11 protein-coding genes and 1 pseudogene are annotated in these 14,754 nt (G+C 36.7%); all 12 read left to right on the top strand.

Going from position 1 to position 14,754, the window contains the following annotated elements; all coding sequences use genetic code 11:
• Positions 1–98: 98 nt before the first annotated feature.
• The 12 genes and pseudogenes from ADICYQ_RS22285 to lepB all read left to right on the top strand — a co-directional run bounded on the left by ADICYQ_RS22285 (position 99) and on the right by lepB (position 14,667).
• Entirely contained in the window at positions 99–4,748 is a 4,650-nt protein-coding gene (locus tag ADICYQ_RS22285; protein ID WP_081652420.1) for a malectin domain-containing carbohydrate-binding protein, read from the top strand.
• Between the two features lie 191 nt (positions 4,749–4,939).
• Complete coding sequence (locus tag ADICYQ_RS22280) at positions 4,940–5,776, top strand: fumarylacetoacetate hydrolase family protein (RefSeq protein ID WP_020893984.1); 837 nt, start codon at positions 4,940–4,942, stop codon at positions 5,774–5,776.
• 192 nt (positions 5,777–5,968) lie between these two features.
• Positions 5,969–7,591 carry a CTP synthase gene (pyrG, locus tag ADICYQ_RS22275; protein WP_020893983.1) on the top strand — a complete coding sequence of 541 codons (1,623 nt, stop codon included), beginning with the start codon at positions 5,969–5,971 and terminating at the stop codon, positions 7,589–7,591.
• A 51-nt stretch (positions 7,592–7,642) separates the two neighbouring features.
• Entirely contained in the window at positions 7,643–8,665 is a 1,023-nt protein-coding gene (gene yidC / locus ADICYQ_RS29900; protein WP_020893982.1) for a membrane protein insertase YidC, read from the top strand.
• On the top strand, positions 8,646–9,467 hold the full coding sequence (gene yidC / locus ADICYQ_RS29895; protein WP_316929333.1) for a membrane protein insertase YidC: 822 nt from the start codon (positions 8,646–8,648) through the stop codon (positions 9,465–9,467). Before yidC (ADICYQ_RS29900) ends, yidC (ADICYQ_RS29895) begins: the two co-directional genes overlap by 20 nt.
• A gap of 370 nt (positions 9,468–9,837) precedes the next feature.
• Positions 9,838–10,521, top strand: a complete 684-nt coding sequence (locus tag ADICYQ_RS22260; RefSeq protein ID WP_020893980.1) for a metal-dependent hydrolase — start codon at positions 9,838–9,840, stop codon at positions 10,519–10,521.
• Between the two features lie 6 nt (positions 10,522–10,527).
• Entirely contained in the window at positions 10,528–11,307 is a 780-nt protein-coding gene (locus tag ADICYQ_RS22255; protein ID WP_020893979.1) for a ParA family protein, read from the top strand.
• A 13-nt stretch (positions 11,308–11,320) separates the two neighbouring features.
• Positions 11,321–12,244, top strand: a complete 924-nt coding sequence (locus tag ADICYQ_RS22250) for a ParB/RepB/Spo0J family partition protein (RefSeq protein WP_020893978.1) — start codon at positions 11,321–11,323, stop codon at positions 12,242–12,244.
• Between the two features lie 21 nt (positions 12,245–12,265).
• Complete coding sequence (locus tag ADICYQ_RS29095) at positions 12,266–12,547, top strand: DUF5683 domain-containing protein (RefSeq protein ID WP_020893977.1); 282 nt, start codon at positions 12,266–12,268, stop codon at positions 12,545–12,547.
• Entirely contained in the window at positions 12,477–12,854 is a 378-nt protein-coding gene (locus tag ADICYQ_RS29090) for a DUF5683 domain-containing protein (protein WP_235114859.1), read from the top strand. The genes ADICYQ_RS29095 and ADICYQ_RS29090 overlap by 71 nt, the downstream gene beginning before the upstream one ends.
• Before the next feature lies 1 nt (position 12,855).
• The gene (dapB, locus tag ADICYQ_RS22240; RefSeq protein ID WP_020893975.1) at positions 12,856–13,581 is read left to right on the top strand and encodes a 4-hydroxy-tetrahydrodipicolinate reductase; all 726 of its coding nucleotides are present in this window, start codon (positions 12,856–12,858) and stop codon (positions 13,579–13,581) included.
• Positions 13,582–13,591: 10 nt separating this feature from the next.
• Positions 13,592–14,667 (top strand): annotated as a pseudogene (gene lepB, locus ADICYQ_RS22235) (signal peptidase I).
• Positions 14,668–14,754: the final 87 nt, after the last annotated feature.

Below are 14,754 nucleotides of genomic sequence, written 5' to 3'. Positions count from 1 at the left end.
ATTTCATAAGTCAAAAAAAGTAGGATAAAATTAACAGACACCTGAATAATAAGGTGGCCCCAGGGAAACGAAAAATATAAACTTTAAAATATAATACTATGAAAGCTTCATTTATCTCCATCTTCATTCTGATTTCGTTAGCAATGTCACTTACACAGGGATATGCTACAAATTTTTATGTATCTCAAGAATCTGGAAATGATAATCGCTCTTCTACAGAAGCACAAAATGCTAATACTCCATGGAAATCAATTGATAAAGTTAATTCCTATATTAATTATTTGAAGCCTGGAGATGCTATCTTGTTTAAAAGAGGAGAAGCTTTTTATGGTACTTTACATATTAAAGCATCAGGGTCAACTACTTCTCCTATTAAAATTGGAGCATACGGGTCTGGCGCCAAGCCTGTAATTACTTCTTTAAAAACGATCAATGGCTGGAAGTCTATTGGAAATGGGATTTATGAAAGTAGTTCTTCAATTGATACAAAATCTGTGGAGGTGCTTCTGATCAATGGTGAAATTCATGAATTGGGAAGATATCCAAACAGTAATGTTGGTAATGAAGGTTATTTAAAAATTGAAGAGGTAAGCGGTATTTACCAACTTTCCAGCAGTGAATTGAGTGGTTCTCCAAGTTGGAAAGGTGCTGAGGTGGTCATTAAAAAGAATCAGTGGGTTATTGATACGCACCAAATCTCCTCCCACAGTGGAGGTCAAGTTCGATTCGATGGTAATATCAGTGCTTATCCAGTTGAAAAAGATTTTGGATTTTTTATTCAGAACCATATTAAGACACTTGATACCTATGGGGAATGGTTTTTCAATCCTTCTACTAGGAAAATGAATGTTTACTTTGGCAATAGCAATCCTTCTTCTATGAAGGTAGAGGTAAGTACGCTAGACAATTTGCTGACAAAAGATTATAGAGATGTTAACATCCATATTGAGAACATCGAATTTAAAGGATCCAACAAAGACGCTATCAAATTAGAAGGGGGTACCAACATAAAAATAAGTGATTCTGAAATCAATTTTTCTGGTGAGAATGGTATCCTTGCTTTAAGTGTGGTGGATTTACGCATCGAAAGAAACAAATTCAACAATACCTATAACAATGGTATGTACCTTAGGTATGGCAATGACAATGCGATTATCAGGGACAATGAGGTTAGAAAAACTGCTTTGATCGCTGGAAGAACGCAAAACGAAGATGCTTCAGGAATTGCAATTTTTGCTTATGGAGAGAAAGTATTGGTTCAAAACAACGCAGTTATCAACTCTGGCTTCAATGGTATTCAGTTTAATGGTAACTATTCAGAAGTAAAAAATAATTACGTGGATACTTTCTGCCAGATCAAAGGCGACGGTGGAGGAATATACACTTTTGGTGGAGTTAAATACCAAGGCTATAGAGGAAGAAAAATTGAAGGTAATATTGTTGTAAACAGTATAGGAAGTAAAGGTGGGATTCCTGACAAAGGTGTTAACTACAAGCCTTTGGCTGAAGGTATTTTCCTTGATGATCATTCTAACCACATAGAAATCATTGGCAATACCGTTGGAAATACTGAGAACAATGGATTGAAAATGTCTAACGTCAACAACATCCTCGTAACAAACAATACTTTTTACAATTCTCAATCTTCAATTACTTTAGGAAATAATGTCATCGGAGAAGACACAAGAGATGTAGATATCGTTAACAATCAGTTTTTTGTTAAAAGTGCCAATCAGACCTCTTATAATGTCAATACCTATAAAAATGACATTGGCATAATGGCTGATTTTGATAAAAACTATTTTTTCAGACCACTTGGTGATGAGTTCAGTATACTAAATGAATATGTAAACAATGGTAAAAAATTAGAGGCAGTAGATAATTTAGCACAATGGACGGCCAAATTCGGTAAAGACAAAAATTCGGTAAGTAATTCAGTTGATATCTCTACTTATACCATCAAAAATAAAATCGGTTCTAGCTTGTATGCTAACTCTTCCTTTGACAAAAATGTAAGTGGTGTATACTGTAGCAATTGCAAGCAGGAATGGGACACCAATAGCAAAACAAATGGTGGTGCGCTTAAAGTTAGCGGTTCAGGATCCAGCGCAGTGAAAATCAATTTAGGTAAAATGATGAAAGACAAAACCTATTTGTTGAAATTCAATGCTTTGGCAAATAAATCAGGAAACATTCAGGCCTATTTAAGGTATACTGGTACTCCTTGGGAGAAATTGTCTGCAATGACTACTTTCGAAGTCAAAGCTGATCTTAATGGATTTGAAGTGCTTGTATCTCCTTTTGCAGATGTAAATGAAGTATCTCTTTTGATCACTACTACTGAAGCTAACTTCACTTATTGGGTAGATGATTTGGAATTTGTTGAAGTAGAAGCTTCTTTTATTAACCCTGAGGAAGAAATATTATTTGAATTCAACCCTACCAAATCCAGCAAAACAATTGCTTTGTCAGGTGATTATGTAAATGCAAAGTTAGAGAAATTTTCAGGAGAGGTTACTATACCTGCTTATGGTTCTGTAGTGCTTGTTCGGGTAGCTAAAGCAATTGAGAAATTACCTGAAGTTATCAAAACGCCTGTTATCGAATTGGCTGTTAAAGAAGATATTTCACAGATTACTGAAGGGGACAATATCACTTTGACCAGTGAGATTACTAACCTGGACAATAACATCGCAAAAGTAGATTTCTATTGTGGTTTGAAGTTGGTAGGTTCTAGCAACGAAAAACCATACCAGGCTGTCATCAATGAGATTGAAGCAGGCGGAAACTATGTATGGGCTACCGTTACCGATAAAAATGGAAATGTTAGTACTTCTTCTGAAATTGAGTTTACTGCCAAAAACAAAGAAGTAGCCGTTATCGAAAGCAAGCCTGTTGAAAGCGGATCAAGTGAAGCATTGGAAGGGTTTTATTACCATGTAGACTACAGTACTACATCCATCAATTATAATGGACAACAATTTGACCCAATCAATAAAGAATACATCAAAACTTCAGGAGTAAACATTTCTACTAAAGCGTCTGGTAGTGATGAGGTGCTTTTTCAGACTGAGATGTTTAACAAAAACCTTCAGTTTGAAATTCCATTAGAAAAAGGGACCTATACAATCAAAACCTACCACAATGAAATGTATTTTGGAAACAATGGAAAATACGAGCGTGCTGGACTTAGGGTATTTGATATCTCTATCGAAGGTGATGTTGTAAAGAAAGATTTTGACCTATTCGTTGAAAATAAAAACAATGAAACTACCCTTACTTTTAATGCCATCGAAGTTACTGACGGATTGCTTAACCTGGAGCTCAATGCTTCTTCTAACAACAGCCTTATTTCTGGTATTGCAATTGTTCCAGTTGTAGCTAAAGCAGCAGTTGTTGTTGAAACTCCAGAGGAATCAATTAAGCAAACAGAAGGAACAGCCATGTACCTTAACACTACTAATAAGGATGCGATTACTTTCCAAAACAACGCTCACGTATCAGGAAGTGAATTCATTACTTCATCTAACTCCAATACGTCTACAAACACCAATGCGAGTAACGAAAAGATTTTTCAATCAGAAAGGTATTCTTCCGAATTGAATTTCAACGTCCCATTAGAAAATGGAACCTATACTGTAAAAACTTACCACAATGAGTTGTATTATGGAAAAGGTGGCTCAGTAGCAAGAGAAGGCAGAAGGGTATTTGATATCTTATTAGAAGACCAATTGGTGATGGATAATTTTGATATCTTTACTCATAACAACAACCAACAGGCAGTACTTACTTTTGAAGGGGTTGAAGTAAAAGATGGTGTTTTAAACTTAGATTTGATTGCAAGTGCCAACAATGCTTCTATCTCTGGATTCTCTATAACCCAAGAAATTAATGAGGTTCCTCAAATACCTGGTTCAGAACACCTTTACTTTTTGAATGCTGGCGGTAAATCAGATGCTACATTGAACGGTATCACTTATTTAGCTGAAAACAGTACCGAAAAATATTACAATGACGGTACCAACAGTTATGAGAACAATAAAATAGCTGTTGATGCCTTGTTCCAGTCAGAAAGAAGTGAGAAAAACTTAAAATACACTATTCCAGTACCTAATGGAACATACACTGTTTTCACCATGCACCACGAACTTTGGTACGGACATGCTGGAAGTGCTGCCGCAGCTGGGAAAAGAGTCTATGACATTTCTCTTCAGGGCGAAGTGTTAAAAAGTAAGTTTGACCTTTATGTAGAAAACAAAAATGCGCCTACTTTACTGTCTTTCGAAAATATTGAAGTAACAAATGGTGTTTTAACCTTGGAATTGAATGCCATAGTGAACAATGCAAGTATCTCAGGTATAGCAATCATTGGTAGTGATGCCAAAGGTGGAAACATTGCTTCAAATTTAAGAACAGCTCAAAGTGAGTTTAAAGAAGAAATGTATAGCAGAGGATATAAAGAAATGGATGTTTACACAGAAACAGTTACTGCTGATGAGATCCGTATTTTCCCTAACCCGGCAAAAGGAAGAGCTACTTTGGAACTTAATGCTGAAATTGGTCAAGGAAGAGTCCTTATTCATAACATGAATGGTCAGTTGGTTAGCCATTTCGATTTGAGTGGTATTCAAACGACTAATAATCAATTTAACATACCTCTTGACAATCTTTCTCAAGGCGTTTATCTTGTAAGTGTAAGCAACGAACAAACCATCATCAACAAACAAAGATTGATTGTTAATCCTTAATCAAAAATTTAAAGGCAGGATGTGAAAAGGTTCTCTGAAATTTATTCAGAGAACCTTTTCTGTTATGATACAAACAGAAACAATTTATTCTTGAAAAGGAAGTGGTTTTTAACTACTTTTGAATGTTTGAAAACGACCTTTAATCAAATTAAATTCGCTTTTTTACTTCACATATTTTAAGTTTGTTTATTATGAAGATCTACAGAACTAAAAAAGGTATTGTTATTGAAACAAACAATCAATTTTATACTCAAGCCAATGAAAATTGGGACGGGTTTATAAATGACGATAACTTATACCTTAAGCTGGAAAAGATTGTTCAGTCTTCAAACGCATCAGAGGAAGCCCATCATTGGATCAATGAAGCACTGTTGCCTCCTGTAGGAAACCAGGAAGTATGGGCGAGTGGAGTGACTTATTTCAAGAGTAAATTAGGTAGACAGGAAGAATCTAAGGACAGTGGAGGTGGCACTTTTTATGAAAAAGTATACAATGCAGCCCGTCCAGAATTATTCATGAAAGCTACCGGACCTCGGGTAATGGGACATTTGCAAAAAGTTAGGATCAGAAAAGACTCTACCTGGGATGTTCCCGAGCCTGAACTTACACTGTTGGTAAGTTCTTCTGGAAAAATCTTAGGCTATACCATAGGGAATGACATGAGTTCCAGAAGTATAGAAGGAGAAAATCCTTTGTACCTTCCTCAAGCTAAGGTGTACAATGGGAGCACTGCTTTGGGACCATGTATTTTCATTACGGAGAAGCCCTTGCCAAAGGATACTGAAATAAAATTAGAGGTAATCAGAGACAGCAATTTAATTTTTAGTGATACCGTTACGATCGATCAGATCAAAAGAGATTTTACAGAATTGATTAACTATTTGTATACAGAATATAGCTTTCCCGAAGGTTCCTTTTTGATGACGGGAACGGGTATTGTTCCTGGCAGTGATTTTACCCTGGCCTCCAGGGATGTGGTTAAGATCCAAATTAGCGGAATTGGTACTTTAATAAACGCTGTGGAATAAAATAAAAATGAGACTAACTGTTTATTTGAAGGAGTGAGGCTAAAGCTTTGCTAGTGGGCATGTTAATCCTACCCTTAATCTAAATAGATTTTCAAATCAAAATATTAACTCCATTCTAGGCCTTCAAGTCAATTATTTTACCTAATTTTGAATCCCATAAGAATATAAACAAAATTTCATATAACCGTTCTTATGGCTGCGTCCACAAAACATATCTTTATTACCGGAGGAGTGACCTCCTCACTTGGAAAAGGAATCATAGCTGCATCACTTGCTAAGCTTCTTCAATCAAGGGGTATCTCGGTTACCATCCAGAAATTTGACCCTTACCTGAACATTGATCCGGGAACGTTGAACCCATATGAACATGGGGAATGCTATGTCACCGAAGATGGTGCTGAAACGGATCTTGATTTAGGTCATTACGAAAGGTTCCTAAATACTGCAACTTCTCAGGGTAACAATGTTACAACTGGTAGGATTTACAACAATGTTATTACGAAAGAGAGGAATGGAGAATATCTCGGTAAGACAGTTCAAGTAATTCCTCACATCACTGATGAGATTAAAAACAATTTTTATAAACTAGGAAGTGAGGGCAAGTATGATGTAATTATTACTGAGATTGGCGGATGCGTTGGAGACATTGAATCTTTACCATTCGTAGAAGCAGTAAGACAAGTGAGGTGGGATCTAGGTCCTAACAATTTTTTAGTTATTCACTTAACATTAATACCATTCCTTTCGGCTGCGAAAGAATTAAAAACGAAACCTACTCAGCATTCTGTAAAGCAACTGTTAGAAGCAGGTGTTCAGCCAGATATTCTGGTTTGCAGAACCGAACATCATTTACCTGTAGATGTAAAAAAGAAAATTGCTCAATTTTGCAACGTTCAATTGAATTGTGTGATTGAAGCAATGGATGCTGATTCTATTTATGATGTTCCTTTGTTGATGAAAAAGGAGCGTTTGGATGAGCGGGTGATGACCAAGTTGAAAATCACTTCTAAAACAAACACAGAACTTGAGCATTGGAAGGAGTTTTTGGGTAAACTCAAAAACCCAACAATGGAAGTGGATATAGCATTGATAGGGAAATATGTTTCTCTTCCCGATGCTTATAAATCCATTATTGAATCTTTTATACATGCTGGTACTTCATTAGAATGTAAGGTAAACCTTCACTTGGTCTCTTCAGAAGAGTTAAATGAAGGTAATATCGATAAAAAGCTTGAGTTTATGGACGGTGTTCTCGTTGCTCCAGGTTTTGGCGTAAGAGGATTGGAAGGTAAACTAATTGCTACTAAGTACGCCCGAGAGAATTTAATTCCCTACTTTGGCATTTGCCTGGGGATGCAAGTTGCAGTCATTGAGTTTGCAAAAAATGTTCTGGGTATGGAAGGTGCCTCTTCTACTGAAATAGATCCTGATTGTAAAGACCCTGTTATTTTTCTTATGGAAGAACAAAAAGGGGTAAAACAAATGGGAGGTACCATGCGACTTGGAGCTTATCCTTGTGAGTTGAAAAAAGGGTCTAGAGCATTTACTGCTTATGGAAAATCAAAAATCTCAGAAAGACATAGACACAGGTATGAATTTAACAATAAATACCTTCAGGTTTTTGAAGAAAATGGAATGATAGCTACCGGGAAAAACCCTGAGAAGGGATTGGTGGAGATAATAGAGTTGAAGGATCATCCTTGGTTTATTGGTACACAGTTTCACCCTGAATACAAAAGTACTGTTTTGAATCCTCACCCTTTATTTGTGAGATTTATCAAAGCTGTAAGTGAGAATAAAAGGAATAAATCGTAAAATAATTATTTAGTGACAGGTAAAAACCTGTATTAAACAACCGATTGAATTATGGATAAAAATCAAGCGACAGGACTAATTCTTTTCGCAGCGGTAATTTTGGTTTATTCGCTCTTTTTTGCGAGTGATCCACAGCCAATTATCGAACCTCAAACAACCACAGAAAGTACACAGGTACGTTCTAATTCGGTTGATACAGATCAGGGAATTGGGCAAGTTGAAAATGCAACTTCTGATAGTCTGAGTAGTGTAGCTGAAAAGCAAAAATATGGTGATTTTTCTAACCTTGTAAGGGGACAGGAAAAAGAAACTGTATTGGAAAATGAAAACATGAAAATAACCTTGTCCAATAAGGGCGGGGAAATTCAAAATGTAGAAATCAAAGGTTTTAAAACTTTCGATCAACAGCCATTAATTCTGTTTGATAGCAAGGGTGGAAAGTTAGATTATAAAATTAATTCCAGACAAGGCGAATTAAGTTTGAATGATCTTTTCTTCGTAGCCAATGAATCCAGTGAACTCGTTGATGGGGTGCAGGTAAGTACTGTAACCTTCACGGCAAATGCTGGATCAGGAAGCATCGTAAGAAAATACCAATTGCCTCAGACAGGGTACCAGGTTTCTCACAAGATTGAAGGCAATGGACTAGAAGGGCTGATCAGCGACGATAAGTTAACGATCAACTGGAACAGTGAGCTTAAGAAGCTGGAAGAGGATATGGGTGAATCCAGAAGGAAAACCTATATGAACTTCTACACCTCCGACGAAACCTATGATTACTTGTCTACAGGTGAAGGTGATGATGCAGAGCAAATAGGAGAGCCTCTAAAATGGGTGGCATTCAAGCAGCGTTTTTTCACAACTGGAATTATAGCGAAAGATCAGTTTAACAGTGGCAATCTGGCGCAAGAGACTCCTTTGGATTCTTCTTATGTTAAGAACATGTCTGCTACATTAATGCTTCCAATAACAGGTGAAGTAAGCTATTATTTCGGACCTAATAATTATAAGATCCTCAAAAAATGTAACACCAGAGTTCGACAAGAATGTGGACATGGGTTATATTTTTGTTAGCTGGGTGAATAAATACATCATCGTAAATTTATTCCATTGGCTTGAGAATTTCTTCAGTAACTATGGGGTAATAATTATTCTGATTGTATTCATTATCAAATTGTTCTTATTGCCATTGACTTATAAGTCATACATTGGTATGGCCAAGATGAGAGTGATTAAGCCGGAAATAGATGAGTTGAAAGAAAAGTACGGTGAAGATCAAACCAAGATGCAACAGGAGCAAATGAAACTGTTTAGTCAGCTTGGGGTAAGTCCTATTTCAGGATGTTTGCCTATGGTGCTTCAAATGCCATTCTTACTGGCGATGTTCTTCTTCTTTCCGAATTCGATTGAGTTAAGACAGGAATCATTTTTATGGGCACATGATTTGTCCACCTATGATTCTATAGCTACTCTTCCATTTACCATACCATTCTATGGGTCACATGTAAGTTTATTTACTTTACTGATGACGGTATCTCAAATTGCCTATACGCATTTCAATAATCAATTGACAACTGCTCAAGGTCCAATGAAAAACATTGGTTATGTGATGCCTGTAGTATTTATGTTTGTTTTAAATTCATTCCCTGCAGCTTTAAGTTTTTACTATTTCGTATCCAATATGGTGACTTTCGGTCAGCAATATTTGATCAAGCAGTTTGTGGATGATGATAAGATCAGAGCGAAGGTTGAAGAAAGCAAACTTAAAAATGCGAATAAGAAAAAATCTAAGTTTCAAATGAAGATTGAACAAGCCATGAAGGCTTCTGAAAGCAATAAAAGTGAAACCAAGAGAAGAAAAGGTAAAGACAAATAAATTGTCTAACCAACGATAAAAAAAAGGTGTGGAAATTTCCATACCTTTTTTTTGTGCCTAATTTTTTCAATTTTGAAGACATTTGAAATTGAACGAAGAGTAATGGATGCTAGTAGGGATTGGCATTTGATGCGCCTTGTCGCTTCATAATAAGCCAATATAGCGCACTAAATGCATGGCTATATACCATTAGAATAAAAGCTAAAAAGCTAGTTGAATTAAAATTAGCGAAACAATTAGTTTTGATTAAAAAGGTTGATTTTAAAGGACTTACTTTTTTAACTAGCGGAACGGGCAGGGTTGCTGGCCATAGTTCGGATTAAAATGATATATTTGTAATCGCATGAAAAATCGAAATTCAAAATAATCTATGATTGAACTGAAGTATTTTGGTCATTCGACTTTCTTGGTAGAAATTGAAGGCAAATCTCTCTTATTCGATCCTTTTATTTCACCCAATTCGCTTGCCTCTGACATAAATATTGATAAAATCACCACTGATCTTGTTTTGGTCAGTCATGGGCATGAGGACCATGTATTTGACGTGGAAAGGATAGTAAATAATAACGATGCTACCTTGGTCTCGAATTTTGAGATAGTCACTTGGTTTCAGAAAAGAGGGATTAAGAATGTATTTGGAATGAATCATGGAGGTACGAAGGTCTTTGATTTTTGCAGTGTCAAATATGTAAATGCGGTACATAGCAGTTCTCTTCCCGATGGTTCTTATGGAGGAAATCCGGGAGGATATGTTGTATCGTCCAATCAGGGCACCTTTTATTATGCAGGGGATACAGCCTTAAGTTATGACATGAAATTAATTGGAGATTCATTTGACATTGATTTTGCAATTTTACCAATTGGGGATAACTTTACCATGGGTATTACTGACGCCTTAAAAGCTGCCGAGTTTGTGGGGACAGATAAAATTATAGGCATGCACTATGATACATTTGCACCAATTGAAATAAATAAAAAAGAAGCAAAAAGTGAGGCAGTGAAGAGTGGGAAAGAATTGATTTTGCTAAACATAGGGGAAAGTATTTCGCTTTAAAAAACAATGGGAAAAGTAATCGCAATAGCCAACCAAAAAGGAGGAGTAGGGAAGACCACTACTGCCATGAACCTAGCAGCCAGTTTAGCTGTATTGGAGTACAAAACCTTGGTGATCGACGCAGATCCCCAAGCCAATACCACATCTGGCCTGGGCTTTGATCCTAAGGAGATAGAGATTAGCATTTACGAGTGTATGGTAAATGAAAATGATATCAATGAAATCATTATATCGACTGAAATCGATCATTTGGATTTGGTTCCCTCACATATAGACTTGGTAGGAGCCGAAGTCGAAATGGTGAATCTGGAGAACAGAGAGGAAAAAATGAAGGGAGTTATTCAAGAGATCAGAGATCGCTATGACTTCATTATCATTGATTGCTCACCGTCTCTTGGTTTGATAACGATCAATGCCCTTACCGCTGCCAATTCAGTGGTGATTCCTGTGCAATGTGAATACTTTGCATTGGAAGGTTTGGGTAAGTTATTAAACACCATAAAGATTATCCAAACAAGATTGAACCAAGAACTTGAGATAGAAGGCATACTTTTAACCATGTATGACGTTAGATTAAGGCTATCCAATCAAGTAGTAGAAGAAGTGCGTATGCATTTTAAAGACATGACTTTTGACACGATCATTCCTAGAAATGTGAAATTGAGTGAGTCACCAAGCTTTGGTATGCCAGTTGTCGCTTTTGATGCAACAGGTAAAGGAGCTGTCGCTTACTTGAATTTAGCCAGCGAAATAGCTGCTAAAAATGGATTGGTTAAAGAAAATTGAATATAAAAGAACAATGACTGTTAATAAAACAAATAGTAAAAAACGAGGCGCTTTGGGGAAAGGTTTAGGAGCCTTATTAAAGGATTCTCCTCAAAAAGAAAAGAGTGCAGAAAATACAGACGAAAAATACCCAGTTGCTGGGATTTTTGAGGTCTTTTTAACAGATATTCAAGTAAATCCATACCAACCAAGAACGCATTTTGATAAAACTGCGCTAGAAGAGCTTGCTGATTCTATTAAAGTTCAAGGGATTATCCAGCCTATTACGGTCAGAAGACTGGCCGAAAATGAATACCAATTGATATCTGGTGAAAGGAGATTTCAAGCCTCTAAAATAGCAGGTTTGGAAAAAGTTCCTGCCTATGTTCGAACTGCCAATGATCAGCAAATGCTGGAAATGGCTTTGATCGAAAACATTCAAAGAGAAAACCTTAATGCCTTAGAAATTGCGCATTCTTACCAAAGACTATTGGCCGAATGTGAACTCAAGCAAGAACAACTTGGCGATAGGGTAGGAAAGAATCGTACTACTGTTAACAATTACCTTCGCCTATTAAAGTTACCACCGGATATTCAAGCTGGTATCAGAGATCAAAAAATAAGCATGGGTCATGCAAGGGCTTTGATCAATATTGAAGATGTAGACAAGCAACTTGCCATTTTCAAGAAAACCATAGAGGAAGAATTAAGTGTAAGGAAAGTAGAAGCACTTGTAAAAGAGCTTAGCGAGGGAGCTCAAAAGAAGGATGCTAAAGAAACGGAGAGCCTGGACCCTGTAAAGAAATATGAGATCAATAAGCTTCAGCAAAAACTAGCTTCTCATTTTGGTACCAAAGTTTCGTTAAAATCAGATAAAAAGGACAAAGGAGAAATTAAAATCCCTTTTCACTCTACCAGTGACCTTAACAGGATTCTTGAAATTCTTGAATTGATCTAAGTGAAATGCCGGAATTCATTTATGGCAGACCAAATTAATATCCAAGCAAAACTTATGCGTGCTGTTTTAGGACTGTTATGTCTTTTTTTGGCACATTCAGCTCTTGCCCAAGAACAAGATTCCAATGATTCTTTAACCGATTCTTTGGGTAATGAGGCTCCTACAAATGTTAAAGATCCTAAAAAAGCGCTTTATTTATCGCTAATGTTCCCTGGAGCAGGTCAGGTATATAATGAAAAAAGTCTGGAAATTACCTTTACTTTACAGTGGTGTTTCAGCTGCGGTGTATTTCTTGAATTTTAACAACAGAAGATACCAAGAGTTTATCTTAGCACTTGATATTGTAAGAGAAGGAACAGAAACAAGCCCCTTCCCCAATTTGAATGAGGATGGCATTATTAGAAATGTCAATTATTGGAGGAGAAATAGGGATGCAATGTATATGGTTTTTGGAGTCATTTATGCATTGGGTGCTGTGGATGCTTTTGTAGATGCGCACCTTTCGGGGTTTGATGTCAGTGATGACCTTACCTTCAAACTTGAACCTAGTATGGAGCCTTTACTAGCCAATAATAATGCAATAGGGCTTTCATTAAAAATTAAATTTTAATATGAATATTCTGATATTAGGATATGGGAAAATGGGGAAAATCATTTCCCAGGTGGCAGAAGAAAGAGGCCATCAAATAGTAGCCAAAATAAACATAGAAAATGTAGCCGATCTTGACCATTTGGACACAAGTAAGATTGATGTAGCCATAGAATTTAGTCAGCCTGGTTCAGCTGTAGGAAACATCACCTGGTGTATGCAGCATGGTGTACCTGTAGTGGTAGGAACCACAGGATGGATGGACGATAAAGATGGGGTAACCAATCTGTGCAAACAAAAAGATGGATCACTTTTTTATACTTCTAATTTTAGTATTGGGGTGAATATATTTTTTAAAGTCAATGCTTTCCTCTCCAAACTAATGAATGATCAGGAAGCCTATAAAGCTACTCTTGAAGAAATTCACCACACAGAGAAAAAAGATGCCCCTAGCGGTACAGCTATTACCCTTGCTGAGGGTTTGATTAAGAATAACCAAAGGTACTCCAGCTGGGAGTTGCAAAATGACAATACCCAACAGAAGGAGGGGACTTTACCAATTACCTCTAAAAGAATAGACCCTGCTCCTGGGACACATATTGTGTCCTATAAGTCTGAAATTGATGATATAACGATTAACCATACTGCTCACAATAGAAAAGGGTTTGCCCTGGGAGCTGTTTTGGTTGCTGAATGGCTGCCTGGTAAAAAGGGAGTCTTATCAATGGATGATTTTTTGGACTTTTAACTAGATAAAAATGAATCAAGAAAAAAACAAGAAATCAGCCTCAAGAGAGTGGATAGATGCACTGCTTTTTGCAGTCATTGCAGCAAGTTTGATAAGGTGGTTATTATTGGAGCCATTTACCATTCCTACTGCTTCTATGGAAAAGTCCCTTTTGGTAGGAGATTTTCTTTTTGTGAGTAAAATGCATTACGGTACAAGAGTACCTAAAACCATTCTTCAGGTTCCTTTAACCCATCAGAAAATTTGGGGTACAGAATTGAAATCCTATTCTGAAGCGATCCAATTGCCTTACTATAGATTGCCTGGTTTTACTTCTATTAAAAGGAATGATGTAGTCGTATTTAATTTTCCGGAGGAATTTCAGTATCCGGTTGATTTAAAAACAAACTATATAAAGCGTGCAATTGCCGTTGCCGGGGATGTTTTGGAAATAAAAGAAGCACAAGTGTATGTGAATGGCAAGGCAGCTGACAACCCTGAGGAAATGCAGTACTCCTATGATGTCATTGTTAATAGACCCTTAAATGAGGAGTTTTTTGATAGGTATGGCATCAATCCGGATAGTTATTATTCCTTTTCAGATAACTCAGGCTACTTTGTATTTGCCACTGATCAAATGATCAAAGAATTGGAGAAATCCCCTGCCATTTCGTCTATTCAAAAACGAATTAGTAAACCAGGACAGGGCGATTCTAATATTTTCCCTGACGGAGCCTTCTATAAATGGAATAAAGATAATTTCGGCCCACTTCAAGTGCCTGCCGAAGGGCAAACGATTACCCTCGATGAGGACAATGTTCGACGTTATTCCTTTACAATTGAAAAATTTGAAGGGCATGAAAGTGTAACAGTGAATGACAACAAGTTATTTATTGATGGGGTTGAGCAGGAATCCTACACCTTCAAGCAAAATTATTATTTCATGATGGGTGACAATAGGCACGATTCGCTTGATTCCAGATTCTGGGGCTTTGTACCTGAAGATCATGTCGTAGGTAAAGCCTGGTTCCTCTGGCTGTCCTTAGAAAACACAAATCAATGTTTAATAAGATTAGATGGAACAGGTTCTTCAAATCCATTGATTAAACCATAACACTACAATCATGTGAATTTGCTTATATAAAGTAAATAGTTAATGATGATGTATTGGTCTTTGTGACTGAAAGGAAAAAC

This window comes from Cyclobacterium qasimii M12-11B (assembly GCF_000427295.1).
In the GTDB taxonomy this organism is placed as follows: domain Bacteria; phylum Bacteroidota; class Bacteroidia; order Cytophagales; family Cyclobacteriaceae; genus Cyclobacterium; species Cyclobacterium qasimii.
This window is presented reverse-complemented; position numbering and strand designations above follow the sequence as displayed.

Bases quoted from the DNA above. Each gene is read 5' to 3' on its own strand.
- ADICYQ_RS22285 (WP_081652420.1), top strand. From the start codon at position 99: ATGAAAGCTTCATTTATCTCCATCTTCATTCTGATTTCGTTAGCAATG.
- ADICYQ_RS22280 (WP_020893984.1), top strand. From the start codon at position 4,940: ATGAAGATCTACAGAACTAAAAAAGGTATTGTTATTGAAACAAACAAT.
- pyrG (WP_020893983.1), top strand. From the start codon at position 5,969: ATGGCTGCGTCCACAAAACATATCTTTATTACCGGAGGAGTGACCTCC.
- yidC (WP_020893982.1), top strand. From the start codon at position 7,643: ATGGATAAAAATCAAGCGACAGGACTAATTCTTTTCGCAGCGGTAATT.
- yidC (WP_316929333.1), top strand. From the start codon at position 8,646: ATGGGTTATATTTTTGTTAGCTGGGTGAATAAATACATCATCGTAAAT.
- ADICYQ_RS22260 (WP_020893980.1), top strand. From the start codon at position 9,838: ATGATTGAACTGAAGTATTTTGGTCATTCGACTTTCTTGGTAGAAATT.
- ADICYQ_RS22255 (WP_020893979.1), top strand. From the start codon at position 10,528: ATGGGAAAAGTAATCGCAATAGCCAACCAAAAAGGAGGAGTAGGGAAG.
- ADICYQ_RS22250 (WP_020893978.1), top strand. From the start codon at position 11,321: ATGACTGTTAATAAAACAAATAGTAAAAAACGAGGCGCTTTGGGGAAA.
- ADICYQ_RS29095 (WP_020893977.1), top strand. From the start codon at position 12,266: ATGGCAGACCAAATTAATATCCAAGCAAAACTTATGCGTGCTGTTTTA.
- ADICYQ_RS29090 (WP_235114859.1), top strand. From the start codon at position 12,477: ATGAAAAAAGTCTGGAAATTACCTTTACTTTACAGTGGTGTTTCAGCT.
- dapB (WP_020893975.1), top strand. From the start codon at position 12,856: ATGAATATTCTGATATTAGGATATGGGAAAATGGGGAAAATCATTTCC.